Source organism: Candidatus Omnitrophota bacterium (genome assembly GCA_018830005.1).
GTDB lineage: Bacteria > Omnitrophota > Gorgyraeia > JAHJTE01 > JAHJTE01 > JAHJTE01.
Window position 1 is genome coordinate 28,174 of the sequence record JAHJTE010000002.1, and the last position, 24,776, is coordinate 52,949.

Sequence of the window (24,776 nt, forward strand, 5' to 3'; positions counted from 1 at the left end):
GAGGGGTGATATTAATGTCCGAAGTAGAAGTACGCAAAGGCGAACCATTTGAATCTGCATTGCGTCGTTTTAAGAAGAAGATCGAACGCGAAGGAATATTAAGAGAGGTCAGAGACCGCAAACACTATGAAAAGCCTAGTGAAAAAAGAAGGAAAAAAGGCAAAAGAAAAAAATAATGTTTGCACTTTCTTTATCCTGGAACGTCAACAAATTTAGAAGTGCAAAGAAACAGATTGATGAGATAGTTAAGGTAGGATTTAAGGAATTAGAGCTTAACTTTAGTCTTACCGAAAAAAGAATCAGACAAATAGATAGGCTGAGGAAAGAAGGCATGATTAGAATCCTCAGCTGTCATAATTTCTGCCCGATACCTAACTGCCTCTCAACTAAAAAGGCGTTACCAGACTATTATTCCATTTCCTCGCTAAACGAGAAGAAGCGGCGTCTTGCTTTAAAATATACCAAAAAGTCAATAGAGACTGCTTCACAGCTAAAGGCAAGGGCGCTTATCTTGCATTCAGGAAGAGTGGATATGCAAGATAAAAGCAAGCAGCTCATGCAATTGTTTGCTGCCGGCAAGGGCAATTCCTCTGCTTTTAAAAGTATTAAAAACAGAATGCGCATCTTACGTGAAAAGAGGAAGAAGCCGCATTTAGAGAAGGCCCTCACGAGTATAGGAGAGCTTTCTAATTACGCAAAAAAGCTGAATGTAAAGCTTGGTCTGGAAAATCGTATCTATTATTCTGAAATCCCACAACTAGATGAATTCGATATTCTGCTTCAAAACACAAATGCCTTTTTTTGGTTTGATACAGGCCATGCCAGGATTATGCAAAAGCTCTGGGGTATCAGAGAGAAGGAATACTTAAAGAGATACTCCTCTAAGTTTATTGGCGTCCATCTTCACGATGTAATTGGCATGCAGGATCATCTTGCCCCGGGCGTAGGAGAACTTAATTTCAAATCTTTAGCGCCTTATATTAAAAGAAATACGATTAAGGTAATTGAAGCACATGCTGCGGCTAGTAAAGAAGAGTTGGGCCAAAGCATTAATTTCTTAAATAAAATTTTTAGTTGATATGTTGCGTGAGTCTGTTGCCTCAGGCAAGTTTTATCCTTCTAGCGCTGCTGCAATTAGAAAGCAGATTAATTCCCTTCTTCCTAAAGAAAGGGCGCAAAAATCATCTGCGATTGCAGCCATGCTTCCTCATGCCGGCTATATTTACTCCGGAGAGGTAGCAGTTAGCGTAATAGCGCAACTTGAAATTAGAAAAAATATAATCCTCCTAGGGCCGAATCATACTGGCATAGGAAAGAGGGTAAGTATTTCATCAAAAGGTAAGTGGAACACACCTATGGGGGATGTGGAAATAAACGAAGAAATCGCAAAGGCATTTCTTTCCAATTCTGAAATTTTAGAAGAAGATATAAGCGCACATGTTTACGAACACTGCCTGGAAGTAGAACTTCCAATCCTGCAATATTTTAGTAGTGATTTTAAGATTGTTCCGATTGTTGTTGGGCAAATTAGCCTAAGTGAAATACTAAAACTTGCCGCCGACCTTGTAAAAACAATTAAGACAGCTGATCTTGTTGATGAAACCTTGTTTTTGGCAAGTTCGGATATGACGCATTATGAAAGTCAGCAGGAGGCAAATTCAAAAGACAAGCTTGCAATTTCCCAAATAGAGAAGCTCTCAGCAAAAGGCTTAATAGAAATCGTAAGTAAAAATAATATCTCAATGTGTGGGGTATACCCTACAGCTGTAGTTATTGAAGCAGCACGGATATTAGGAGCCAAGAAGGCCGAGCTGATAAAATACGAAACAAGCGCTAAAGCAAGCGGCGATTATTCTCAAGTAGTAGGTTACGCTGGTTTGATTATCAAATGAAACAGGAGCGTTCAGAAAGAGGTGAATTATATGGAGAGCCCTGAAAAAAAGAAGATTGATGAAGATTGGAAGAAAACTGCAAAAGAGGAAAAGGCGCAAAAGCCAGAAGGCGCTGAAGGTGACGATAGTAAAGACGGATTCTTACCAGACGAACCAAATTTTACTTTTTTTGTAAGCACCTTGGGTATGCAGGCCTCTATCGCCTTAGGGGATATGCCAAATCCAGTTACAAAAGAACAAAAAGTAGATTTAAGGCAAGCTAAGTTCTTTATAGATACCTTAACCATGATAAAAGACAAGACATCCGGGAATTTAGCATTAGAAGAGGATAATTTTATAGATACACTTCTCTATGAATTAAAAATGCGTTTTGTTGAAAAATCAAAAGGGGCCAAGGCTTAAACAGGAGGTGGCCAAAGATGATAGACAAAGAATTGTTAGATATCCTTGCGTGTCCTGCGTGTAAGGCAGACATTGAATTAAAAAAGGAAAAAATTGTCTGCACGAAATGCGGACGTAAATACCCAATAAAAGACGGTATTCCGATAATGCTTATTGATGAGGCAGAGCAGGATTAATCAAGAGATCCTTGCGTTCAAAAGGGGTGATTATGCGCAAAATCCTAATTATTCATGGACCAAATCTTAACCTCCTAGGTCAAAGAGAGGTAGACGTCTATGGTAAAGTAACCTTAGAGGAAATCAATAGCAGTCTAAAAAAAATCGCCAAAAAAGAAAAACTGACGCTTAAGATACTCCAATCCAATCATGAAGGCGAAATAGTAGACGTAATCGGTAAGGCCAAAAAACAAGGCTTTAGCGCTATTGTAATAAATCCTGCTGCCTACACCCATACAAGCGTAGCTATCAGGGATGCCGTAGCTGCCTCAGGCCTGCCGACCATAGAAGTACATTTATCAAATATATATTCTCGTGAAGAATTTAGACAGCATTCTCTTACAGCTGCCGTAACAACAGGACAGATTTGCGGTTTTGGTATTAACAGCTATTGCTTAGGGTTGCTCGCTGCCTCTAGAATAATAAAAAAGTGAAACAACGATTGCTTTATCTCCACAGCAAACTGGATGAACTGAATCTGGATGCCCTCCTCATAACAGATGTATCCAACATTGCTTATCTTGCAAATTTTAAGGCAGATGATTGTTATATCATTTTAGATGCGAAAAAAAGGTATTTTTTGACTGATTTCAGGAACATTGAAGAGGCAAAAAAAGCAGTAAAGAACTTTAATGCTGTTTGTATTAAAGATTCTGTGTTTAAGACAGTACCTGAGCTTATTAAAAAAATAAAGGCGAGGAGATTGGGTTTTGAGGCAAAATCATTGGATTACGCATCCTATGCGAAATTAAAAAAAGACCTAAAAAAGAACTGCAAGTTAATTCCTACATTTGATTTGATTGAAGACTCACGACAGATAAAGACAGAAAGCGAAATCCGGTTAATAAGAAAGGCTGTTAATATCTCTATAGGTGCCTATAGATTCGTAAAAAGAATCATTCGCGCCAATATGAGTGAAAATGACCTTATCTCGCGAATCGAAAGTTTTATAAAAGATAAAGGCGCACAAGGAACTTCTTTTGAGCCGATCGCCGCCAGCGGTAGGCATTCATCCTATCCGCATGCAAGAAGTACAGATAAAAAAATTGGTAAAAACAGCGTTCTAACATTGGATTTTGGAGTCGATTATAAGGGCTATAAATCCGACTTGACAAGGGTATTTTTTTTGGGTAGAATACCTGCAGATTTAAGGAAAATTTACGACGTTGTTCTTGAGGCACAAGCTAGAGCGATTTCTAAAATAGAACCAGGCATTTCTGCGGCCCAAATCGATGCGGAAGCGAGAAATTTTATAGCCCGAAAAGGATTTGGGCGTTTTTTTCAGCATGCTACTGGCCATGGTATTGGTCTGGAAGTACACGAGGCACCTTTTATATCAAAGAAAAATAAGAAACCTCTCATCCCGGGTATGGTCTTCACAGTAGAGCCGGGAATATATATACCGGGAAGGTTTGGGGTTAGAATCGAAGATATGGTTTTGGTCAAGAAAAATGGAGTTGAGGTTCTAAGTGGCGCTCTCAATAAATCAGCTTAAGAGTGGCTTGACTGTCCTTATTGACGGACAAGTATATACAGTAGTAAGCACTCAACATGTAAAGCCGGGCAAGGGCTCTGCATTCAGCAGGACGAAACTAAGGAATCTAAAGACAGATACAGTCTCTGAAAAGAAATTCCGTTGCGAGGAAAGAATTGAAGAGGCATTTGTGGAACAAAAAAAGATACAATATCTATATAATACACACGATGTGTATCATTTTATGGACCTTGAAAATTACGAAGAAATCGCCATTAGCAAAAACCGACTTAAGGACCAATTGCATTTTCTGAAAGATAATCTAGAATTATCCGCTTCTTTTTATGATGGAGAACTGCTTACAATCAGCCTTCCTGCATTTGTCAATTTTAAAATATTACACACTGAAGCTGCAATTAAAGGCGATACTGTAAAGGCAGGCACAAAATCGGCAACAATTGAAACAAAACATACTATTCAGGTGCCACTTTTCATTAAGCAAGGAGACATTGTTAAAATCGATACCCGAACTGGTAAATATCTTGAACGCGCTTCTTAGACATAATGGAGGGAAGCTATGAACATCCGAGAAATTAAAGAAATGTTATCCCTGATGAACGAGAACAATCTTGCAGAATTTGAGTTTGAAAAGGATGGCATGCGCATTCGCCTTAAGAAAGGAACTGGCTCGCAATATGAAGTATCAACCACACAGCCTGACGGCGAGCAAACCAAGGAAATCCTGGACGCCCAGAAACAACAGGCAAAATCTTCAAGTGAAGCCTCAAAAGAAGTAAAAGGACTTATTGAAATAAAGGTGCCCATGGTGGGTACTTTTTATCGCGCACCTAGTCCGGAGACGCCTCCATACATAGAAGTCGGACAGGTTATTAGTAAAGGCCAAATAATCTGTATTGTCGAAGCTATGAAATTAATGAATGAGATCAAATCTGAACACAAAGGTAAGATCGTTGAAATCTTAGTAAATAATGCTGAGCCTGTAGAATATGGACAGGTGATTATGCGCCTGGAACCATCTTCCTAGCCTGCAATTTGCGATAATATGTTTTCAAAAATTTTAATTGCTAATCGTGGTGAAATAGCATTAAGAATTATCCACGCCTGTAAAGAACTCGGAATTAAAACTGTTGGGGTATATTCTGAAGCTGATGTAGACAGTCTGCATGTGCGCTTTGCAGACGAAGTTGTCTGCATTGGTCCTGCAAACAGCGCAAATAGTTATTTAAACATTCCTGCCATCATTAGCGCTGCAGAGATTACTGACGTAGAGGCAATCCATCCTGGGTATGGTTTCCTTGCGGAAAATGCCCATTTTGCCGAAATCTGTCAATCCTGCCAGATAGAATTTATCGGACCTTCTCCTTACAATATGCGACTCATGGGAGACAAGATGGCAGCGCGTGAGACAATGAAAAAGGCTAAGATTCCCATAATCCCCGGTACGCTAACCGCCATTAAAGAAAAAGAAGATGCAATAAAGATAGCAAAAAAAATAAAATATCCAATAATGATAAAGGCTACCGCGGGTGGTGGCGGAAAAGGAATGCGCATCTGTCATAATGACGTGCGACTGATCAGCGCTTTAATTACAGCCCAGAATGAAGCTGAATCAAGCTTTGGAAATCCTGATGTCTATTTTGAAAAATATATATCCAATTCCCGTCATATTGAATTCCAAATTGTAGCTGATCGCAAAGGTCACACAGTCCATTTAGGCGAGCGCGATTGCAGCATCCAAAGAAGACATCAAAAGCTTCTAGAAGAATCTCCTTCTATGGCCCTGGATGACAAACTAAGAAGAAAAATGGGCGAGGTTGCTATAAAGGCTGCCAAGGCCGTGGGCTATCAAGGCGTAGGTACAGTTGAATTCCTCCTAGATGAAAACGGAGATTTTTACTTTTTAGAGATGAATACTCGTATACAGGTTGAACATCCGGTTACAGAGACGCTCACAGGCATAGATCTTGTAAAACTACAAATTCTTTTAGCAGCAGGTGAAAAGCTGAAATTGAAACAGGATAAGATAAAATCATCGGGCCACTCAATAGAATGTAGAATCAATGCAGAAGATCCTGACAATGGTTTCCTGCCCTCCCCAGGCCTGATAAAGAATTTAATCTTGCCAGGCGGACCTAATATAAGAATTGACACTCATGTCTACTCCGGATATAAAATCCCACCCTATTATGACTCTTTAATTGCAAAATTAATCACTAAAGGCAACAATCGCAATGAGGCGCTGCAGACAATGCGCCGCGCCCTTGATGAATTTATAATCGAACCGATAAAGACAACCATTCCTTTTCACAGAGAACTATTGGAAAACCGTAATTTCTTAAGGGGAGAAATTACTACGCATTTTATCGAAGACCTATTATCCGAAAAGAAGGAGTGAGTATTATGGATCAAAATGTAAAAAGTGAGTTGGGAACCATCCGCATACACAAAAAGGTTATTAGCTCCATTACTACGAATGCTGCCAAAGAAGTAGATGGCGTTGCTGACTTGGGTTATTCGCTAAAAAGCTTTGTATCTAAGCTGTTTGGGCTCAATCTTGGCGGAATAATAGACGTTAACATTGACAATAATAACGAGGTTACTATATCTGTTCCAATTATAGTTTCCTACGGCTATAACCTTCCAGAGGTTGCAGCCAAGGTACAGGAAAATGTACGCAAGATGATAGAAAAAAGCACAGAACTAAATATTAAACAGATTGACGTAAATATCCAGGCAGTAGAAAAGGAGGCGAAAAAGTGAAGATTATAACTAAATTTGTTATCTATTGTTATACGATCGTCTTATTCACGATTGGCGCATTATTGATAAGCTTTGCTCTTGGAAAAATCGATGCCTATGACTTAACTGTTCTCTTGAAAAGCCTTGACACCGTTAATGCCAGATTGGCTACAGGTCTAACAGGCCTATTGATTATTCTAATTGGTTTTGTTTTCTCTCAAATAATGTTTTCAAGGATTAAGCGTGAAAAAACAATAGCCTTTCAAACAGCTAGCGGCGAGGTCCTTGTGGCCTTAAATGCAGTAGAAGACCTAATCAGAAAATTAACCGGCGATATCGAAGGAATAAAAGAAGCAAGGCCAAACGTCATAGCCTCCAAAAAGGGCATAGAGATTAATTTAAGGCTAGCCTTGAATGCCGACGTGCACATCCCTGAATTTACAGGAAAGGTTCAGGAGTTGATAAAGGAGAGGATTCAGGAAATCCTCGGAATTGATGAGGCAATCACCGTTAAGATATTTGTCACTAAGATACTGGCCAAAGACAGACCGCGAAATAAAAAAGAAGCAGAAGAAGATACATCAGTCCCGTTTAGGGGTTACAAAAGATAACAATCAGTGGAGGCTAACAAGAAATGGCAAAAAAAAGAATAGCAATTTTAACCGGAGGCGGGGATTGCGCGGGTTTGAATCCGGTAATTAGAGCTGTGACTCGAAAGGGTCTTGAGTTAGATTTTGAAATTATCGGTTTACTCAACGGTTGGAAAGGACTTATTAATAAAGAGACGATGCCGCTTGATCTAAAGTCTGTTTCAGGAATATTGCCTAAGGGCGGAACTATTTTGGGAACAAGCAGGACCAATCCCTATAAGCAGGAAGGTGATGTAGGCAAAATAAAGACAAATTTCAAAGACCTGGCTCTTGATGCACTTATAGCTATTGGCGGCGAAGACACGCTGGGTGTGGCAAATAAGCTTTATACTCAAGAGAAACTACCTATCGTTGGCGTGCCAAAGACTATTGATAATGACCTTTCTTGTACAGATTATACATTTGGATTTGATACAGCAATTAACATTGCAACAGAATGCATTGACAGGCTCCATACAACCGCAGAAAGCCACCATAGAATTATTGTCGTGGAAGTAATGGGTAGACATGCAGGCTGGATTGCGACCTATGCAGGCATTGCCGGAGGTGCAGATATTATTCTCATTCCTGAAATACCTATCGATACGGACGAGGTCTGTAATCTTCTAAAGAAACGACACGAGAGAGGTAAAAAATTCAGTATTGTCGTAGTTGCAGAAGGGGCAAAGCTCAAAAAAGACACTGAGGTATTACAAGAGGAGAAAAAAGACGCATTTGGCCATGTGCGCTTAGGCGGCATTGGAGAAAAATTAGGAAAACTAATAGAAGAAAAAACTGGTTATGAAACACGTATTTCAGTTTTAGGGCATATCCAGCGTGGTGGTTCGCCAACTGCATTTGACAGAATTCTCGGAACGCGCTTTGGTATTAAGGCAGTCGAGTTAATCAAAGATAAGCAATTCGGAAAAATGGTTGCTCTCTCAGGCAATAAAATAGTTACTGTATCATTAAAAGATGCTGTTAAAGAACTAAAGACAGTAGATATGGAACTCTACTCTATTGCTAAAATCTTCTTTTAATAAAGAATAAAATCTTTCATGAATAGAATTATAAAAAAAGACCTACAAGAAAGCATTTCGATAACTAATTACGCTATTAAGAATCAAATTAAAACGATTGAAGGGATAGCTGAAGTTATTATTGACTGTTTGGAAAGAGGAAATAAGGTTATACTTTTCGGTAATGGCGGCTCTGCAGCTGATGCCCAACATATCGCTGCTGAATTAATAGGAAGATTTGAAAAAAATCGCAAGGCCCTTGCAGCAATAAGCCTAACCACAAATACCTCTATAATAAGCGCTATTGCAAACGATTTTGGATATAGTCATGTCTTCTCAAAGCAGATTGAAGGACTAGGCCAAGCTGGAGATGTTGCCATAGGTATTTCTACCAGCGGCAGCTCAAAAAATGTCCTAGAAGCACTAAAAAAAGCAAGACAGCTAGGGCTTGCTACTGTAGGTTTTTGCGGTAAGGCCTCAAAGGCAATATTTAAGGTTTCTGATCTAACCTTAAGCGTTAATTCCCTGCGCACATGCCGCATACAAGAGATGCATATAAAAATCGGCCATATTATTTGTGGTTTAGTGGAAAAAGCTCTCCTGAATGAAAAATAAAATTATATTAAATCAAAAAAAATTAAAGAAGATTCTTGAGCTTCAGAAAAGGAAAGGTAAGAAGATTATATTTACAAATGGGTGCTTTGACCTGCTTCACTTTGGTCATATCAAATACCTCAACGATGCTAAGAAATTAGGAGGGTTTTTAATCGTAGCGCTCAATAGCGATAACTCGGTCAGGAAAATAAAAGGAAAAGGTAGGCCTTTAACATCAGAAAAAGACAGGCTTCAAATTATCTCCAGCCTAGAAATGGTAGATCAGGTGACGCTGTTTAACGATAGAACCCCGCTTAAATTAATCAAACTCCTCAATCCGGATATAATCGTAAAGGGCGCGGACTGGAAGCTTGAGGATATAGTTGGTGGTGATTTTGTAAAGGGTTACGGAGGAAGCGTGCGTCAAATCCCCTATTCAAAAGGCTACTCTACATCAAAATTAATAAGAAAAATTGCCAAGAGAAACTAAGATCTACAGGGTAATCGACGCTAACATCAACCGTCTTACGGAAGGAATCAGAGTCTGTGAGGATATTATACGCTTTCTGATTAATGACTATAGTATCTGGATTAAATTCAAAAAAGTAAGGCACGAAATCTCTGCTATAGTAAAAAAAATTACCGCAAGGCATAAGCTGATAGAACATAGAGATATCGTTAGAGACGTAGGGAAAAAAAGTATAAAGAGTGAGTCAAGAAGGGATAATTATCAGCAAATCTTTTTTGCAAATATCCAAAGGACTAAAGAGTCTTTAAGGGTTCTGGAGGAGTTTTCTAAGTTGTTAGGAAATAGCCAGACTCAAAAGATTAAAAAAATCAGATATAAGATTTATGCACTCGAAAAAGAAGCAGCTTTCAAATTCTAGACTTTATTGTATTGTTGATGTAAAAAAAAGGCCCCTAGAGATAAAGCGACTCTTGAAAAAGATTACCTCTGCCGGAGTAGACATAGTGCAATTAAGGGAGAAAACCGAACAATTCCAGAGGCTTCTTACGGCAGCAAAATTAATAAAAGCCAATTCCAGTAAGACCAAGCCTATTCTTATCATCAATGATCGAGTCGATATCGCAAGGCTTTCTTCTGCCGACGGCGTTCATTTAGGCCAGAGCGACATAACAATAAAGGATGCCAGAAAGATTTTAGGGCCGGGAAAAATAGTTGGTATTTCCTGCCATAGCCTTGCTCAAGCCAAGAGAGCGCAGGCTAGCGGCGCAGACTACATCTCAATAGGACCAATCTATAAAACGCCTACGAAAAAAGGAGTGCCTGCAATAGGCGAACGATTGCTGTCAGAAGTATCCAATAAAATCAATATACCAGTTTTTGCAATTGGGGGAATAAATCGAAAAAATCTAGACAAGATAAAAAGAAAAGGTATAAAAAGAATCGCTGTGCATCGCGCTATAACAAGAGCCAAGAATCCCGCTGGTGAGGCAACGCGCTTAAAACAGCTCCTAAGATGCAATTGATATGACTCAAATAGATCAAGCAAAGACAAATCGAATCACTCAAGAAGTACGCTATATAGCTAAGCTAGAAAAAATCCCCTCTAAGCTCCTGTCAAAAAGAATAGCTTCTAATGAGGCAGTGATTTTTTCAAATAATATAAGACGCCCTAAAAAGACAACGGCAGTGGGCAAGGGTTTAAAAACAAAGGTTAATGTTAACATCGGAAGCTCGACCGATAAAGCCAATGTTAAACTGGAATTAAAGAAACTTAGAGAGGCTGTAAATTTAGGAGCTGATACTATAATGGATTTAAGTGTTGGTCCGGATGCGCAAAGAGTACGCAATCTAATCTTAAAGAATTCTCCTATTCCTGTAGGAACAGTGCCGATTTATGAAGCGGCATTACTGGCAAGGAAAAAGAGAGGCAGCTTTCTCAAGATGGATTTAGAGACAATGCTTAAATGCATTGAAAATCAGGCAAAAGAGGGTGTTGACTTCTTTACAATTCATTCTGGCATAACAAGAGAAGGATTAAAGATCTTAAAAAAATCCAAACGTCAGATTAAAATTGCAAGCAGGGGAGGAGCAATTTTAAGCGCTTGGATGGATGCAAATAAAAAAGAAAATCCTCTCTATGAACATTTTGATGAAATTTTAAAGATTGCATATAAATACGATATTGTCTTGAGTCTGGGTGACGCCTTAAGGCCTGGCGCAATATCTGATGCCACTGATGCTGCACAAATAAACGAATTAAGACACCTGGCTGATCTTGTGAAAAAGGCAAGAAGAAAAAATGTGCAGGTTATTGTAGAAGGACCCGGGCATGTGCCGCTACATCAAATCGAATCTAATATTGTCCTGCAAAAAAAGTTATGTAAAAACGCGCCATTTTATGTCCTGGGGCCGCTTGTTTGTGATGTGGCAGCAGGATATGACCACATAACTGCGGCAATCGGAGGCGCTTTGGCTGCTATGTATGGTGCTGATTTTCTTTGCTATGTCACACCTGCAGAGCATTTACGGCTACCTACGATCAGCGACATGAGAGAAGGTCTGATTGCCTCGCGCATTGCGGCGCACAGCGCAGATATTGCCAAGGGAATTAAACAAGCGGATAAATGGGACAGGCAGGTATCTTCTGCAAGAAATAAAAGAGATTGGAAAAAGCTAATCTCTCTTTCTATTGATCCGCAACGAGCAAGCGAATTTAGACACTCTATTAAAGCAAGGGAATTAAAAACCTGTTCTATGTGCGGTGATTATTGCTCTATGAAACTGACCGAGGCTTCATTACCTAGTTAAGTCAGTATTTTTGCGGGCGTAGTTCAGTGGTAGAACATTAGCTTCCCAAGCTAAAAATGAGGGTTCGATTCCCTTCGCCCGCTTGGATTAGAATTAAAAAAGCATGGTTGATAAAGAAATAATACTAAAACGCATTAATATCCTAGAGCCTATCTACAAACGCCTCAACAGCCTTGTAGATGGTTATCGTCAAAATATTGCCTTGATTGGCGAAACCGGTGTCGGTAAGAGCACAATTTTAAAATATCTTCTCACTTCGTTTATGCGGCCCCAGCTTACGTTTGCCTACGTTAATCTAAACTGCTCTGATTTTGAGCAGTTCAGCTATAAGTTATTGGGTAGTATGCTATACAACTATCTGCAGGAGAAAGGACTGATTATCAAAGATGATTTCGATTACTTAAGCAAGGCAAGTGAAAAGATTTTACCAAATACCTCCAGCCAGATAGAAGAGATCAAGCAATTAATAGAAAGACATAAATACAATGAGGCCTTTGCCAAGACATTTGATTGCACTGATATCTTTACAAAGGAGACCGGCCATAGGCTGGTGTTCATAATCGATGAATTCCATCTCTTAGAGGAAATGGACATAAAAAATGTATTTGCCCTTTTCAGTAAACGGATTATGCTACAGCAATCCGTGGCCTTTATAGTAGCCAGTTCACATGTAGGAAAGGCAAGAAAAATCCTCTCTGAAAAATTATCACTTTTATTCGGTAATTTTGAAGTCATGAATATACATCCCCTGGATCACACAACAAGCAAAGAATTTATCTCAAGCATCATTTATCCTTTCGGAATCGCAGACGTAGGCAATGATTTTCTTATTAATCTAACGGGCGGGTTTCCTCTTTATCTAAAGCTAATCGCCAATGAACTTTCTCGTCTGGCAGAGAAAAATGTGTTCAAGCAAATAGATGAGCATATTATTGCTACGGCGCTGTATAATCTCTTATCAAAAGAGACAGGACTACTTAATGAGAAATTCAACAATACAGTAATGAAGATATCAGAACTAAAAAGTGAGCATAAGAGGACCTCTTCAGTTCATTCCTGGAAGATTTTAATTTCAATTGCCAATGGTTTTAATAAATCTAGCAGCTTGGTTAAGAACCTGCGAAAGGGCAAACCGCAGATACAGGCTAAGCTTACAAAACTTATTGATCAAAATATCATCAGCAAGAACTCGTCATTCTTTAAGATAAATGATCCTGTGTTCGAATTGTGGTTAAAATATGTTTTTTCAAAAAAACAGTATAATTTCAATGAGGATGAATTGGATTTCAAAAATCAATTTATCTCTGAAATCAAAACATTGATTGAGAATTTTACAGTAGAATCAAAGCGTAATTTCATAGACAGGATCTCTGAAGTCTTCGAACAATTTAAGGATGAATCCATCGTATTTGAACGCCGCAGGTGGAAACTGACAAAATTTAATGAGATAAGGCCTTTAAGCTTTGCTGGTAGTGGAATTAGAAGTGGTATCTATGGTCGCGGCGCTGGAGATCTCTGGATTGCTGCCTTAAAACAAGGACATGTCTGCGAAAGTGATATATCTGAATTTATTGTAGAATGTAAAAAATTTAAAAACAAGCGCTTAAAAAAAGTCCTGATTGCCCTTGGCGAAATTGATTTAAATGCAGCGCTCTTGGCCAAAGAAGAGAAGATTCAAACCTGGAACTTGAACCATCTCAATCTATTGCTGAGATTGTTTGGGAAGCCAAAGATTATTCATTATTAAATGAAAGTAGTTGTAATTTCCGATACACATATACCAGAAAGGGCAGAGCAACTTCCGACTAGCTTCCTAGAAAAGGCAAAAGACGCTGATTTAATATTGCATGCCGGCGACCTAGCCGACATTTCAGTCTTAAGTGAACTTAAAAAGATCTCTAAGGTCGTGGCTGTCTGGGGCAACATGGACTCGCCTGAGGTCAAAAAAACATTAAAGGAAAAGGAAATAATTAAAATCGAAGACATCTCAATAGGATTAATGCATGGCAGGGGACATCCAAACTATCTAATAAAATTTTTAACAGAACAATTTAGGAGTGACGCCGTAGATATCATTATCTTCGGCCATTCTCATAAACCAATGAATAAAGAGATTGATGATATTCTATTCTTCAACCCGGGAAGTTTAACAGATGATTTCTTCTCAGACTATGCCTCTTTTGGTGTTATTGAGATAAAAACAGGTAAATATAAAGCTAAAATCGAAAAATTATAAGAAGATGGAAAATTTATGGGCGCCCTGGCGCATGGACTACATTAAGCCAAAAAGAAAACAAAGCGGCTGTCTACTTTGTAGAATCGCAAGGGATAAATCGCACGATAGGAAAAATTTGGTATTCTTACGTACAAAGGCAGCTTTTTGCGTGCTTAATAAATTTCCCTACAGCAATGGCCATATAATGATATGTCCTAATGCCCATAAAAGACACCTAAGACAGTTAAACAAAGAAGAAATCCTACAGCTAAGCAGCTTAGTAATTCAAACTCAAGACTTGTTACATAAGGTATTAAGGCCTGCAGGCTATAATATCGGAATTAATCTTGGTAGCCACGCAGGTGCAGGTATTGATAAACATTTACACATTCATCTTGTTCCGCGCTGGAGAGGGGATACGAACTTTATGCCTGTTATTTCAAAGACCAAGGTTATCCCTCAATCTCTAGATAGCCTTTTTAAGAAACTTAAAAAAAGATGAGTAAACTATCTAATGAAACATTGATAGCCAGTTCTGACTCCACATTAGCAGCATATGCGTCTAAAAACCAAGCAAGTCGTGGCAGAATCTATAAAGAGCCAGAACATGCATATAGAACAATATATCAGCGTGATAGAGACAGGATTATCCACTCTGCCTCGTTTAGAAGACTAGAATATAAAACGCAGGTTTTTGTAAATCACGAAGGTGATTACTATCGCACAAGGCTTACGCATACCTTAGAGGTTGCTCAAATAGGTCGCACTATCGCAAAGGCGCTTAATCTTAATGAAGAGCTGGTTGAGGCCATAGCCTTAGCCCATGACCTTGGACACACCCCTTTTGGTCATGCTGGCGAAGATACCTTAGATGATTTAATGAAGGAAGAAGGTGGTTTTAACCATAATCTGCAAGGATTGCGCGTCGTAGATCAGCTAGAAGAAAGATATCCTGATTTTCCCGGCCTGAATTTGAGTTGGGAAGTCAGAGAAGGTATTGCCAAGCATTCAACCATCTATGACTTTCCTAAGACCCTATCAGAGTTTGAGCCAGGCAAGGGTCCTAGTCTAGAAACTCAGGTTGTTGATGCGGCTGATGAAATTGCCTATGATAATCATGATTTAGATGATGGCCTGACCTCAGGACTATTAAAGGCAGACTCATTAAGGAAGATTGATTTCTGGCGGGAGATTGAAGACGGAATCAATAAGCGCTATCCTGAAATCGGAAAAGAATTACAAAAATACCAGATAATTAATTCTTTGATAAATTTCCTTGTTACTGATATAATAAACGAATCAAAAAAGAGGCTTAAAAAATTCAATATAAAAAATGTTAATGACGCAAAAGAAATCAAGGAAAAAATTATTACCTTTAGTAACGAAGTTCAAAAGAAGAGAGGACCATTGAGAGAATTCCTGTTTAAGAATTTATATAATCATTATCGGGTTATACGCATGTCAGATAAAGCAAAACGTTTTATAAAGGACTTATTTAACGTCTACCTAGAGAAACCTCAACAATTACCAATCAGGACTCAGGAACATTTTAAGAATGAATCTATTAAAAGAGTTGTCTGTGATTATATCGCAGGAATGACTGACAGGTTCGCGCTAAATGAATACAAAAAATTATTTGACCCTTACGAAAAAGTATAAAACGGCCCTTTCGGCTATTCATATAATAGCCCGTCTTATAAATTCAACAACGAATATTAAGGAGCTGCTTTTGCGCGTGGCTAGACTCGCCTGCCAAGTTGTAAAGGGCAAGAACTGCCAAATCATCATTTCTGATAATAATCAATTTATCTCTGCCAGGATCAACGCTGAAACCACAAAAAAAGGATTATATCGAAGAAGGAAAAAGATTTCAGTGCCTATCGAAAAAAAGATTGTTCTTTCTGGTTCCTTGATCCTTGAGCCAGCCTTTCTTGGAATCCCTCTTATCGGTGATGATCTGATGGGAGCAATTATCGTTAAGGGTAAAACCGAACCTAAAAAATTCGATGTGGTTGACCAAGAAATCTTAATGAACCTTGGCGAACAACTTGTAATGGCAATTAAGAATTTACGCCTTTACGATGAACAAGAAAAGCTCCTTTTAGGAAGCGTCAAAACATTAGTCTCGGTCTTAAACTCTACAAGCCCCCAGGCCTATACGCACTCTAAGAATTTTAATCATATATTATTGGCAATTGCAGAACAGATGCATTTGTCTGAGCAAGAAATTCATGCCTTACTTTACGCCGGACTTCTTCATGATGCCGGAAAAATCGATATACCGACAAATATCTTAACTAAATCAACTAAACTAACGGGTAGGGAATTTCGCATAATAAAGGAGCATCCCTTAAAGGGCGTTAAAATTATCAAGCCACTCCAGCTTCTTAAGCCCGCAATACCAATAATCCAGCATCATCATGAAAAATATGATGGCACAGGATATCCTGCGGGACTAAAGAAAAACCAGATCCCCTTAGGTGCAAGAATTATGGCAGTTGCTGATGCCTTTGAGGCAATGCTAGTGGAAAGACCTTATCGTCGTCATAAAATGACCCTATCAGCTGCAGTAGGCGAAATGAAGAAATTTTCCGGCACGCAATTCGATCCTAAAGTAATTGATGCCTTGATTAAAAGCCTGAAGGCAAAAAAATTAAAAAAATATTTATCAGGCCGTCCCCGTAATCATAATCCGGATAAACTTTAGCAAATGAAACAGCTTGAGCTATTCGATGGTTTTCATAAATCTGGAGGAGAGAAATCTTTTAAAAAAAAGACCCAGCATACTAACAACCTGCGGATATTAAGATATGGGCTATTTCTCATAATCTATACAATTGTTGTCCTAATACTCGGCTTTGTCCTAGGCTATGATCGGGCAAAAGTAAAAAGGCCCAGTCCAAGCAAAGCTCCAGAAGCAACTTTAGAGAAGACAGTTAAAGAAGAACCTGTAAGAATAGAAACTGTGGCTACTGACAAAGACATCAAGGTTAAAGACGCCTATGAGATTCAGGTAGCTTCGCTTAAAAAGCAATCGTCTGCAAAAACAGAAAAAGAGACACTAACAAAGGCTGGATTTAAGGCCTATATTTCTGAGTCCGGAGAATATATAAAGGTTTGTATCGGCCCATTTAAAACCGAAAAAGAAGCTGATAAAAATCTAAGGGCTCTTAAAGAAAAATATCCAAAGAAATACAAAGATTCTTTTATAAAGAAAATCAAATGAGGATACTGAAGGAGGAGATTTAACATGTCTATTCATCCATCTCTACGAAAGGCATCAAAAGGCAAGCAACAACGTTCTATACTTAAACGTATCGAGCGGGTTAAGAAACTTGTCGAAGAAGAAGCCTGGGAAGAGGATAAGGTGTTTAAGCTTCCTAAAATAAAAATGATAAGACTGAAGGTCAAGAAAGAAAAACTTAAGGAAGAGGCTACCGAGGCTACTGAGGCAGGGGCTGGGGCTGCAGCTGGAGGCGCCCAAGAAGGAAAACCAACACAAGCCAAAGAAAAGCCAGATGAGAAAAAAGAGTCCAAAAAGGACGCTAAAAAGCAAAAATGAAAAGAATAATATTATTTATATTTAGTTTTATCATTCTTTTTAGCTTATCAGCTGTCTATGCTCAATCCAATCAAGAAGATACGCATTTTCCTTTTATTGGCAGGATAAAAGCAGAAAGGGTTAATGTTCGCTCTGGTCCGCATCTAAACTTTGAAACCCTGGGTAAGGTAAAAAAAGGACAAGATATTACCGTGGTAGGAGAAAAACAGGATTGGTATAAGGTTAGAGTACCAAGCAATTTTTCAGTGTTTGTTGACTATAAATTTGTCCAAAAACGCACTGAGCCTGTTGGGGTTGTTAAGGGTAAAAGAGTAAATGTCAGGGCAAAGCCAAACTTAAAGGCTACGCTCCTAGGACAACTTAACAAAGGAGAGATAGTTACAATTAGAGGCCAAAATAATGAATGGCTAAAGATTGCACCCACACCAAACTGTTTTGCCTGGATAAAGGCAGAATTCGTCAATTACATTCGAGCCGGACTCGCCAAAGAACCAGCAGACGAAATAGAGCTTGTTAAAAAACCTGAGCCTAAGGTAGAGAAGGCATCCTCTGGTTGTAAAAAGTGCGGCCAGAAAAGAAAAGAAACTCCTACGGCAAAAGGCATAGTTGAAGATTCCGGAAGACTATTAAACAAGCGCTCCTTGGCCAAACTCATTGATAAGAATAATGAAATTGAATACTTCCTAGATGCTGATAAGAAATTACTAGACACCTATGGCAATTCCAGAGTAGCTGTGTGGGGAGAAGTAATAAAAGATAAGGATTACCCTGCCCCGATAATAAAGGTAGAAAAAATAATCTTGTTAGAGTAGAATGTCTTTTTTGATTTCTATAAGCCTATTTTTCTTTGCATTCACCATTCACGAATTCGCCCATGGTTGGGTAGCATTAAAACTGGGTGATCCTACTGCAAAATATTCCGGAAGACTAACCCTCAATCCGCTAAAACACATCGATCCTATAGGTACTGTCCTTATTCCTGTTTTACTCTACATTACTCATTCACCCTTTATTTTTGGCTGGGCAAAGCCGGTTCCCATAAATTTTTTGAGATTAGGAAATCCCAAAAAGGATATTATCTGGGTAGGTCTGGCCGGTCCAATGGCAAATATTATCCTGGCAATTATTATCGGCACTATATTTCGTATGAATATTGCAATAGACATTAACCTGTTTGTCATGCTGCGGACTCTAGGAATATTAAATCTGGTCCTTGCTGTTTTCAATCTCATCCCTATTCCGCCTTTAGATGGCTCACGCGTATTACTAGGATTGTTACCGAACAATTTAGCCCGTTCCTATGCGCGAATCGAACCATTTGGTATGTTCATACTTATTGGCCTGCTTGCATTTGGCCTGCTGCGTGTAATCATCTGGCCGATAATTTCACTTCTAGCAGTTATCATAGGTTTGATATAGATGAAAAAGATTAAGGTTAATCTCAAGGACAGAAGCTACGATATCCTCGTTGGAAATAAGATTATTCCTGGATTGCCTGCCTGTATTAGGAGGATTATCAAGCAGACTGATGCAATCATAATCACAAATTCAACTATTGCCAAGCGTTACGCAGGTGCGCTAAAAAAAGCATTAAAAGGCAGTGGATTTTCTCATATACTTCTTACTGTACCTGACAGCGAAAAGGCAAAATCCATATTCTACCTGAATAAACTTTTAAATAAAATTGCAAGATACGCAAAGGACAAACTGCCTTTTATCATCGCTCTAGGGGGAGGAGTGGTAGGTGATGTTGCGGGATTCCTGGCATCAATTTATAAAAGAGGCATCCCCTATATACAAATTCCTACAACCCTGCTTGCGCAAATTGATTCTAGTATTGGCGGGAAGACTGCCCTAGATTTAACCAGTGGTAAGAATCTCGTTGGTTCATTCTATCAGCCAAAATTGGTATTATGCGACATTGGTCTCCTAAAGAGTCTGCCGCAGCGGGAAATTAGCTCAGGTCTGGCAGAACTAATCAAATATGCCTTGATAAAGGATGTTGGACTTTTTAATTATCTTGAAAAAAACTATAAAAATTTACTAAAGTTAAAGCCCGCAAATTTACTACCGGCTGTTTCTTGTTGCGTTAAAATTAAGGCCCAAGTTGTATCAAAAGATGAAAGGGAAAAAAGAGGACTGCGCACTATTCTTAATTTTGGTCATACTGTAGGGCATGCCATAGAAAGTGCCAGTAATTACAGATACAATCACGGTGAATCAGTAGCCTTAGGAATGCTGGCTGAGGCAAGGATTGCGCTCTCTCTGAAACTGATAAATAATGATATTTATGACAGGATCTTAAAGTTGATAAGGAATTGCCGCCTACCTACTAAAATAAGAAAGATAAAGTGCGAAAAAATAATGCAGGTTATTTATTTTGATAAGAAATTCGTTGGTAAGCTTAGTCGTTTTGTCCTGCCAACTAAAATTGGTAAGGTGATAATTAAAGAGAATATTAAGCAGGCAGTTATAAGAGAGGCCATAAAGGACCTGAGTTAAAGATTCTTAATTTTGTTACTCGATAGTCAAAACAAATTCCTTACCGCCAAATGAAAGCACTACCTCTCTGGAACCTACCGAAATTACCTTAGCGCCTTTTATCGTATCGCCAACCTCAACAATCTGATCATCAATCAGGGCTAGATTGCGTCCCTCAGAAGAAACTATCCCATCAAGCGAAAGGGAGATCTCAGGACTTAAATGAAATAAGTTCTTCTTTGACTTCTTTTGAACTGGTTGGGCGCCAGAGGCTTCAGGCGTAGTCACAGGCCCTTCCTCAGTAACCTGCACTAAATATTTATCCTGGAACTTGAAAGCAAAAAGATAAAAGACTAAAAGGCTACCCAATAGTCCAAATACAATCATGGCAATAAAAGCAAAAGGGTTCATATGTCTAATATCATGTATAGTCCACATGTGCAGACGCGGGCGCTTTGTTGCCTTTTCCTTAGCAACATCTTTTTCCTGTTCAGCTATCGGCCGTGTGCCTGCTATAGGCTTAATAGGTTGCGTTAAGTCTTCGCCAGCAGCAAAACCAGAAGAAGTAATCCCACGAGTAGGAGTTTTATCCTTAGGTGCTTCTTGTGGTTTTTGCGACTCTTTTGATTCAGGTTCTTTGGCATGCTGAGAACTAAATCTGGACTGAGCCTTCTTTAGAGCGTCAAATATTATACTCATCCTAACTCCTCAATACATTTTTTTATCAAATCTCTTGATATAGTGTTTGTCTCTAGAACAAATCCTGCCAGCAAGGCGCGGTCACAGAGAATATTGATTAGACGAGGCGTGCCTCCAGAGTAACTAAAGATTTCACTCAATGCATCCTGGCTAAATTCAATTTTACTCTTTGCCCTGGCAATGTGCAAGCGATGTTTTATATATTCTTCCAATTCATCTCGCTCAAGAGGCAAGATATGGTAACGCACAGCAATCCTTTGATTCAACTGTCTCAAGCTCGGCTGCTTCAGTTTGTCGCATAATTCTGGTTGACCAACAAGAACGATCTGTAAGAGCTTGAGCTTCTCTGTCTCTAGATTAGAAAGGAGACGAATCTGCTCTAATTGTTTTGAAGATAAGTTTTGTGCCTCATCAATTAAAATAACAACATTATTACCACAATTCGCCTCTCGTAGAAGAAAATCATTCAAGGCGTTGATAAGGGCAAGTTTTGTGCGCGACTTTAAATTCAAACCAAGGTCTGCCATAATTGCCTGCAATAATTGGACTTGCGACAAATATGGATTTAAGATAAATGCGGTTTTTGTACTCCTGTCTAGGTGGTTAAGAAGTGCTCTGCAGAGAGTGGTCTTGCCTGTTCCGATCTCACCTGTAATCTCCAAGATGCCTTTTCTATCTTGGATACCATAGACAAGGTGAGAGAAAGCCTCTTTATGCCTTCTACTTAAATAAAAAAAGGTAGGATCAGCCGTTACGTTGAACGGCTTTTCTTTAAAACCATAAAAATTTTCATACATAATATTTTCTTAAATTATAGCAAGACTCTAAATCAATGTAAAGGGCAAATATTTGACATCGCTAATTTATTGTGCTAGACTTACTAGCATGGAACAGGCAAATATTGAAAGAAGAAAGCATAAAAGACTCAATAAACGCTTCCCCGTACATTTCCGCATAAAAACTACCAATAAATACGGCGATACCTTAAGCTGTGACGTTAGCGGAGGCGGCATAAGGGTAATGATTCAGAATTTCATAGCCCCCAAAACTGATTTTATGCTTGAATTTAGCATTAATGATTTCTTTCAGATTATTTCCGCTGTCGGAAAAGTCGTCTGGACAAAGAAAGTGCCCCATTCTGATCGCTATCAGTTAGGTATAGAATTCAAGGAAATCCCTTCAAAAGTCAAAGAAGTCATAACTCAATTTATTGAAGATTGCTTTAGCAAGCTCTAACCCACCTTTAAAAAATCTTTTGCCATAAAAATTATATGTGTTAAAATATGGTGTTGGGCTTACTAATAAAATAAGGAGATAAATTAATGCCAAAGAAAGAGAAAAAAGCTAAAGAAGAACAAAATAAAAACTGTCAAAATTGTAACAAGCCAATATACAGAATTTCACGTTATTATCGAAATGGTAAATTCTTCTGTGGTAAAGGTTGCTTTAAGGCCTCCGAAGAGAAAATGGCGGAAGAGAGAAAGAAAAAGGAAGAAGAGGAGAAAGAGCAAAAACGTCAAGAAGCCGAAAAGCAAACAGAAGAGGCAAAAAAACAAACAGAGGAATCTAAGGATAAAGAGTCACAAGTTGAGGAAAAAGCAGAGGAGTCCCCTAAGAAAGAAGAGGCAGCTCCCAAAGAGACTAAAAAAGAAGAAGAACCTAAGAAAGATCCGAAGCAGGGATAAAAATAATGAACTACAAAGGATCAGAAAGAAGAAGAGCAAGTCGAGTCGAAAAGAATGTACCCATAAAGATAAAAGAGGTCAATTTTGACTCTGTCAGTGAAACAAGAAACCTAAGCTCTTCTGGAATTTACTGCAGGCTGGATAAATATATCGCACCAATGGAAAAGGTTGTTATGATTCTTTTGGTACCGCGATTAAAAGAATCTTCCCCTGGAAAAGACCGCTGCAAAAAGGTCGAATGCGAAGGCACAATAGTAAGAACCGAGCTGGTCAATGATCCTATTGAAGGCGACTACTATAATGTTGCTATCTTCTTTAGCGAGATAAAAAAAGCAGACAAGTCCTACATTGAAAAATATGTAAAGAGACATTTGGAAGAAAAGTGACAACCCACCCCAGGCAATGAGAAAAGTTATTACAATCCTTGCTCTTCTTTGCCTATCCATAATAAGCCTCAATGTTTTTTCTAAAGAAAACAAGGAAGCTATGAGTATCAAGCTCCCAGACATCAAAATATCCACGAATAAACCTCTTAATCGACTTCTTCAAAAACGACAATCCCTTAGAAAATTCAGCAATAAAAAATTAACATTGGAACAAATCTCTTCACTTCTCTGGGCAGCAATAGGTGAAAAGGTTGATGCTGTTAGCTCTGCCAGCCGCACTGTGCCATCAGCAGGAGCAAGCTATCCTGTTGAAGTATATTTATATGTACAAGGTGATACTGTGGATGTTTTAAAGTCAGGATTTTATCATTATCTTTCTGGTACACATAGCCTGAATTCTCTGCCTGTAAAAATTAACAATGAGGAAATCATCTCTTCCTGCTGGGACCAGGGATTTATCGCCCAAGCCCCTATTGTTATTATAGTTGTGGCTAATTTTGAAAAAACAACAAGTCGCTACGGGAAAAGAGGCCAGCGCTATGTCTACATCGATGCCGGACATGTTGGTCAGAATTTATATCTTATGGCTACACAATTAGGCTTAGTAACTGTAGAGGTAGGGGCGTTTGACGATTTTAGACTAGCAGAATGCTTAAAATTACCAAAACCATTAAAGCCAATACTGGTTATGCCAGTTGGTTATGCCTTTTAGTAAAAAATGAGAGTCGCAGGATTTACTGAATCTGTAAAATTAATCGTTGGCCTCATCAGTAAGGATGAGGCGTTTCTTTTATCGGCAAAAAAAGAATTAGCAAAAGAATTCGGAAAAATAGACTTTGAGAGTCGTATAATGGCCTTTAACTACACAGATTACTATACCCGGGAGATGGGAGATAACCTTAAACGCGTTTTCTTGGGTTTTGAAAAATTAATTGATCCAACCAAATTAACCAGGATAAAAATCTTGACCAATAAGTTAGAAGAACGTTTCTCTCATCAAGGCAGGAGAAAAGTAAATATTGACCCCGGCTACATTGATTTAGCAAGATTGATCCTAGCCTCAACAAAGGACTTTAGCCATCGAATCTGCTTGGGCAAAGGGATTTATGCAGAGGTTACGCTACTGTTTAAAAATAAGACATTTACCCCGCTTGAGTGGACGTATCCGGATTACAGAACAAAAGATTATATAGAAGTTTTTAAAGACTTAAGAGCAATATACAGCAGACAAATTTCCTCACAATGAAATTAAAAACTTTTTTAATATTGGTTTTGCTATTCGTCTTTTTATCTGGTTGCGCTAATACATATAATCCAGCAACCGGCAAAAACGAATTTATCATTATTGGCACGAGCTCAGAAGTAAGCCTTGGAAAACAAGTCGCTCGCCAGATTGCCTGGGAAAAACAAATAATAAAAACCGGGTTTCAGCAATTAAGAGTACAAAGAATCGGAGAACGCCTAGCTAAACACTCAGATCGCAAGGATTTGGAATATAATTTTTTTCTAGTTAAAGATGAAGAACTTAATGCCTTTGCCGTACCCGGCGGCTTTATCTACATAAACACTGGTTTAGCAGAGAGGGCAACTGAGGACGAACTTGCCTGTGTAATCGCCCATGAAATTGTCCACGTTGCTGCGCGCCACAGCGTAAAAAACCTTCAGGCCTCTTTAGGTTACCAACTTCTTATTTCAATAGCCTTAGGTAATAAAAATCAGATAAGGACACGACAGATCTCTGATATGGTATTTAATTTAAGCAGACTTGGTTATTCACGTAGTGATGAAACGTTAGCAGATAAATTGGGCGTAAAATACGCACATTTAGCTGGATATAATCCGCAAGGAATGATTAGTTTCTTTGAGAAATTAAAACAAGAGGCCCTAAAACATGGAGGCGCTTTACGCATCGAGATATTCAGTTCACATCCTGACATAGACAAACGAATACTGACTACTAAAGAAGAGATTAAAAAGCTGCAATAAC

36 protein-coding genes and 1 tRNA gene are annotated in these 24,776 nt (G+C 38.7%); 35 read left to right on the forward strand and 2 right to left on the reverse strand.

The window, feature by feature from the left end; all coding sequences use genetic code 11:
* Positions 1 to 14: 14 nt before the first annotated feature.
* The 29 genes from rpsU (at position 15) to aroB (ending at position 20,040) form a co-directional block, all read left to right on the forward strand.
* Complete coding sequence (gene rpsU, locus KJ593_04645; GenBank protein MBU2541170.1) at positions 15 to 176, forward strand: 30S ribosomal protein S21; 162 nt, start codon at positions 15 to 17, stop codon at positions 174 to 176.
* Positions 176 to 1,078: a sugar phosphate isomerase/epimerase gene (locus tag KJ593_04650; protein ID MBU2541171.1), complete on the forward strand. Its 903-nt coding sequence runs from the start codon at positions 176 to 178 to the stop codon at positions 1,076 to 1,078. The genes rpsU and KJ593_04650 overlap by 1 nt, the downstream gene beginning before the upstream one ends.
* Position 1,079: 1 nt before the next feature.
* Positions 1,080 to 1,892: an AmmeMemoRadiSam system protein B gene (amrB, locus tag KJ593_04655; protein ID MBU2541172.1), complete on the forward strand. Its 813-nt coding sequence runs from the start codon at positions 1,080 to 1,082 to the stop codon at positions 1,890 to 1,892.
* A gap of 30 nt (positions 1,893 to 1,922) precedes the next feature.
* The gene (locus KJ593_04660; protein ID MBU2541173.1) at positions 1,923 to 2,294 is read left to right on the forward strand and encodes a DUF1844 domain-containing protein; all 372 of its coding nucleotides are present in this window, start codon (positions 1,923 to 1,925) and stop codon (positions 2,292 to 2,294) included.
* A gap of 17 nt (positions 2,295 to 2,311) precedes the next feature.
* Entirely contained in the window at positions 2,312 to 2,470 is a 159-nt protein-coding gene (locus KJ593_04665; protein MBU2541174.1) for a Trm112 family protein, read from the forward strand.
* Between the two features lie 32 nt (positions 2,471 to 2,502).
* Positions 2,503 to 2,943, forward strand: a complete 441-nt coding sequence (aroQ, locus tag KJ593_04670) for a type II 3-dehydroquinate dehydratase (protein MBU2541175.1) — start codon at positions 2,503 to 2,505, stop codon at positions 2,941 to 2,943.
* Positions 2,940 to 4,004, forward strand: a complete 1,065-nt coding sequence (locus tag KJ593_04675) for a Xaa-Pro peptidase family protein (protein ID MBU2541176.1) — start codon at positions 2,940 to 2,942, stop codon at positions 4,002 to 4,004. Before aroQ ends, KJ593_04675 begins: the two co-directional genes overlap by 4 nt.
* Positions 3,979 to 4,542, forward strand: coding sequence for an elongation factor P (efp, locus tag KJ593_04680; protein ID MBU2541177.1), 564 nt, complete (start codon positions 3,979 to 3,981; stop codon positions 4,540 to 4,542). Before KJ593_04675 ends, efp begins: the two co-directional genes overlap by 26 nt.
* An 18-nt stretch (positions 4,543 to 4,560) precedes the next feature.
* Positions 4,561 to 5,028, forward strand: coding sequence for an acetyl-CoA carboxylase biotin carboxyl carrier protein (accB, locus tag KJ593_04685; GenBank protein ID MBU2541178.1), 468 nt, complete (start codon positions 4,561 to 4,563; stop codon positions 5,026 to 5,028).
* Between the two features lie 18 nt (positions 5,029 to 5,046).
* Entirely contained in the window at positions 5,047 to 6,399 is a 1,353-nt protein-coding gene (accC, locus tag KJ593_04690; protein ID MBU2541179.1) for an acetyl-CoA carboxylase biotin carboxylase subunit, read from the forward strand.
* 5 nt (positions 6,400 to 6,404) lie between these two features.
* Positions 6,405 to 6,764: an Asp23/Gls24 family envelope stress response protein gene (locus tag KJ593_04695; protein MBU2541180.1), complete on the forward strand. Its 360-nt coding sequence runs from the start codon at positions 6,405 to 6,407 to the stop codon at positions 6,762 to 6,764.
* Positions 6,761 to 7,354 carry an alkaline shock response membrane anchor protein AmaP gene (gene amaP, locus KJ593_04700; GenBank protein MBU2541181.1) on the forward strand — a complete coding sequence of 198 codons (594 nt, stop codon included), beginning with the start codon at positions 6,761 to 6,763 and terminating at the stop codon, positions 7,352 to 7,354. Before KJ593_04695 ends, amaP begins: the two co-directional genes overlap by 4 nt.
* Before the next feature lie 23 nt (positions 7,355 to 7,377).
* A complete protein-coding gene (locus tag KJ593_04705; protein ID MBU2541182.1) occupies positions 7,378 to 8,412 on the forward strand; it encodes a 6-phosphofructokinase in 1,035 nt (344 codons plus the stop codon).
* An 18-nt stretch (positions 8,413 to 8,430) separates the two neighbouring features.
* Positions 8,431 to 9,006, forward strand: a complete 576-nt coding sequence (locus KJ593_04710; GenBank protein MBU2541183.1) for a D-sedoheptulose 7-phosphate isomerase — start codon at positions 8,431 to 8,433, stop codon at positions 9,004 to 9,006.
* Complete coding sequence (rfaE2, locus tag KJ593_04715) at positions 8,996 to 9,475, forward strand: D-glycero-beta-D-manno-heptose 1-phosphate adenylyltransferase (GenBank protein ID MBU2541184.1); 480 nt, start codon at positions 8,996 to 8,998, stop codon at positions 9,473 to 9,475. Before KJ593_04710 ends, rfaE2 begins: the two co-directional genes overlap by 11 nt.
* Entirely contained in the window at positions 9,459 to 9,872 is a 414-nt protein-coding gene (locus tag KJ593_04720; GenBank protein ID MBU2541185.1) for a thiamine-phosphate pyrophosphorylase, read from the forward strand. Before rfaE2 ends, KJ593_04720 begins: the two co-directional genes overlap by 17 nt.
* Complete coding sequence (thiE, locus tag KJ593_04725; GenBank protein ID MBU2541186.1) at positions 9,838 to 10,476, forward strand: thiamine phosphate synthase; 639 nt, start codon at positions 9,838 to 9,840, stop codon at positions 10,474 to 10,476. The genes KJ593_04720 and thiE overlap by 35 nt, the downstream gene beginning before the upstream one ends.
* 1 nt (position 10,477) lies before the next feature.
* The gene (gene thiC, locus KJ593_04730; GenBank protein MBU2541187.1) at positions 10,478 to 11,761 is read left to right on the forward strand and encodes a phosphomethylpyrimidine synthase ThiC; all 1,284 of its coding nucleotides are present in this window, start codon (positions 10,478 to 10,480) and stop codon (positions 11,759 to 11,761) included.
* A 12-nt stretch (positions 11,762 to 11,773) separates the two neighbouring features.
* Positions 11,774 to 11,844: transfer RNA gene (locus KJ593_04735), tRNA-Gly, on the forward strand.
* A 20-nt stretch (positions 11,845 to 11,864) separates the two neighbouring features.
* A complete protein-coding gene (locus KJ593_04740) occupies positions 11,865 to 13,508 on the forward strand; it encodes an ATP-binding protein (protein MBU2541188.1) in 1,644 nt (547 codons plus the stop codon).
* Positions 13,509 to 13,997 (forward strand): YfcE family phosphodiesterase, encoded by a 489-nt coding sequence (locus tag KJ593_04745; GenBank protein MBU2541189.1) that lies wholly within the window; start codon positions 13,509 to 13,511, stop codon positions 13,995 to 13,997.
* 4 nt (positions 13,998 to 14,001) lie between these two features.
* The gene (locus KJ593_04750; GenBank protein MBU2541190.1) at positions 14,002 to 14,478 is read left to right on the forward strand and encodes an HIT domain-containing protein; all 477 of its coding nucleotides are present in this window, start codon (positions 14,002 to 14,004) and stop codon (positions 14,476 to 14,478) included.
* Entirely contained in the window at positions 14,475 to 15,635 is a 1,161-nt protein-coding gene (locus tag KJ593_04755; GenBank protein ID MBU2541191.1) for a deoxyguanosinetriphosphate triphosphohydrolase, read from the forward strand. The genes KJ593_04750 and KJ593_04755 overlap by 4 nt, the downstream gene beginning before the upstream one ends.
* Positions 15,595 to 16,683 carry an HD domain-containing protein gene (locus KJ593_04760; protein MBU2541192.1) on the forward strand — a complete coding sequence of 363 codons (1,089 nt, stop codon included), beginning with the start codon at positions 15,595 to 15,597 and terminating at the stop codon, positions 16,681 to 16,683. The genes KJ593_04755 and KJ593_04760 overlap by 41 nt, the downstream gene beginning before the upstream one ends.
* Positions 16,684 to 16,686: 3 nt before the next feature.
* Positions 16,687 to 17,202 carry an SPOR domain-containing protein gene (locus tag KJ593_04765; protein ID MBU2541193.1) on the forward strand — a complete coding sequence of 172 codons (516 nt, stop codon included), beginning with the start codon at positions 16,687 to 16,689 and terminating at the stop codon, positions 17,200 to 17,202.
* Between the two features lie 24 nt (positions 17,203 to 17,226).
* Positions 17,227 to 17,538: a small basic protein gene (locus tag KJ593_04770; protein MBU2541194.1), complete on the forward strand. Its 312-nt coding sequence runs from the start codon at positions 17,227 to 17,229 to the stop codon at positions 17,536 to 17,538.
* Complete coding sequence (locus KJ593_04775) at positions 17,535 to 18,350, forward strand: SH3 domain-containing protein (GenBank protein ID MBU2541195.1); 816 nt, start codon at positions 17,535 to 17,537, stop codon at positions 18,348 to 18,350. Before KJ593_04770 ends, KJ593_04775 begins: the two co-directional genes overlap by 4 nt.
* 1 nt (position 18,351) lies before the next feature.
* The gene (locus KJ593_04780; GenBank protein MBU2541196.1) at positions 18,352 to 18,957 is read left to right on the forward strand and encodes a site-2 protease family protein; all 606 of its coding nucleotides are present in this window, start codon (positions 18,352 to 18,354) and stop codon (positions 18,955 to 18,957) included.
* Positions 18,958 to 20,040 (forward strand): 3-dehydroquinate synthase, encoded by a 1,083-nt coding sequence (gene aroB, locus KJ593_04785; protein MBU2541197.1) that lies wholly within the window; start codon positions 18,958 to 18,960, stop codon positions 20,038 to 20,040. It abuts the gene before it with no gap.
* 15 nt (positions 20,041 to 20,055) lie between these two features.
* Here aroB and KJ593_04790 read toward each other — a convergent pair whose 3' ends face one another.
* Together KJ593_04790 and KJ593_04795 are read right to left on the reverse strand one after the other, a co-directional pair.
* Positions 20,056 to 20,718 (reverse strand): hypothetical protein, encoded by a 663-nt coding sequence (locus KJ593_04790; GenBank protein ID MBU2541198.1) that lies wholly within the window; start codon positions 20,716 to 20,718, stop codon positions 20,056 to 20,058.
* Complete coding sequence (locus tag KJ593_04795) at positions 20,715 to 21,515, reverse strand: AAA family ATPase (GenBank protein MBU2541199.1); 801 nt, start codon at positions 21,513 to 21,515, stop codon at positions 20,715 to 20,717. The genes KJ593_04790 and KJ593_04795 overlap by 4 nt, the downstream gene beginning before the upstream one ends.
* Positions 21,516 to 21,603: 88 nt before the next feature.
* Between KJ593_04795 and KJ593_04800 the strand changes: the two genes are divergently transcribed.
* The 6 genes from KJ593_04800 (at position 21,604) to KJ593_04825 (ending at position 24,775) form a co-directional block, all read left to right on the forward strand.
* A complete protein-coding gene (locus tag KJ593_04800; GenBank protein ID MBU2541200.1) occupies positions 21,604 to 21,954 on the forward strand; it encodes a PilZ domain-containing protein in 351 nt (116 codons plus the stop codon).
* Positions 21,955 to 22,040: 86 nt separating this feature from the next.
* On the forward strand, positions 22,041 to 22,403 hold the full coding sequence (locus tag KJ593_04805; GenBank protein ID MBU2541201.1) for a hypothetical protein: 363 nt from the start codon (positions 22,041 to 22,043) through the stop codon (positions 22,401 to 22,403).
* Positions 22,404 to 22,408: 5 nt separating this feature from the next.
* Positions 22,409 to 22,789, forward strand: coding sequence for a PilZ domain-containing protein (locus KJ593_04810; GenBank protein ID MBU2541202.1), 381 nt, complete (start codon positions 22,409 to 22,411; stop codon positions 22,787 to 22,789).
* Positions 22,790 to 22,805: 16 nt separating this feature from the next.
* Positions 22,806 to 23,501 carry a SagB/ThcOx family dehydrogenase gene (locus KJ593_04815; GenBank protein MBU2541203.1) on the forward strand — a complete coding sequence of 232 codons (696 nt, stop codon included), beginning with the start codon at positions 22,806 to 22,808 and terminating at the stop codon, positions 23,499 to 23,501.
* A gap of 6 nt (positions 23,502 to 23,507) precedes the next feature.
* Positions 23,508 to 24,035 (forward strand): DUF4416 family protein, encoded by a 528-nt coding sequence (locus tag KJ593_04820; protein MBU2541204.1) that lies wholly within the window; start codon positions 23,508 to 23,510, stop codon positions 24,033 to 24,035.
* The gene (locus KJ593_04825) at positions 24,032 to 24,775 is read left to right on the forward strand and encodes a M48 family metalloprotease (protein MBU2541205.1); all 744 of its coding nucleotides are present in this window, start codon (positions 24,032 to 24,034) and stop codon (positions 24,773 to 24,775) included. Before KJ593_04820 ends, KJ593_04825 begins: the two co-directional genes overlap by 4 nt.
* The last annotated feature ends 1 nt before the right edge of the window (position 24,776 follow it).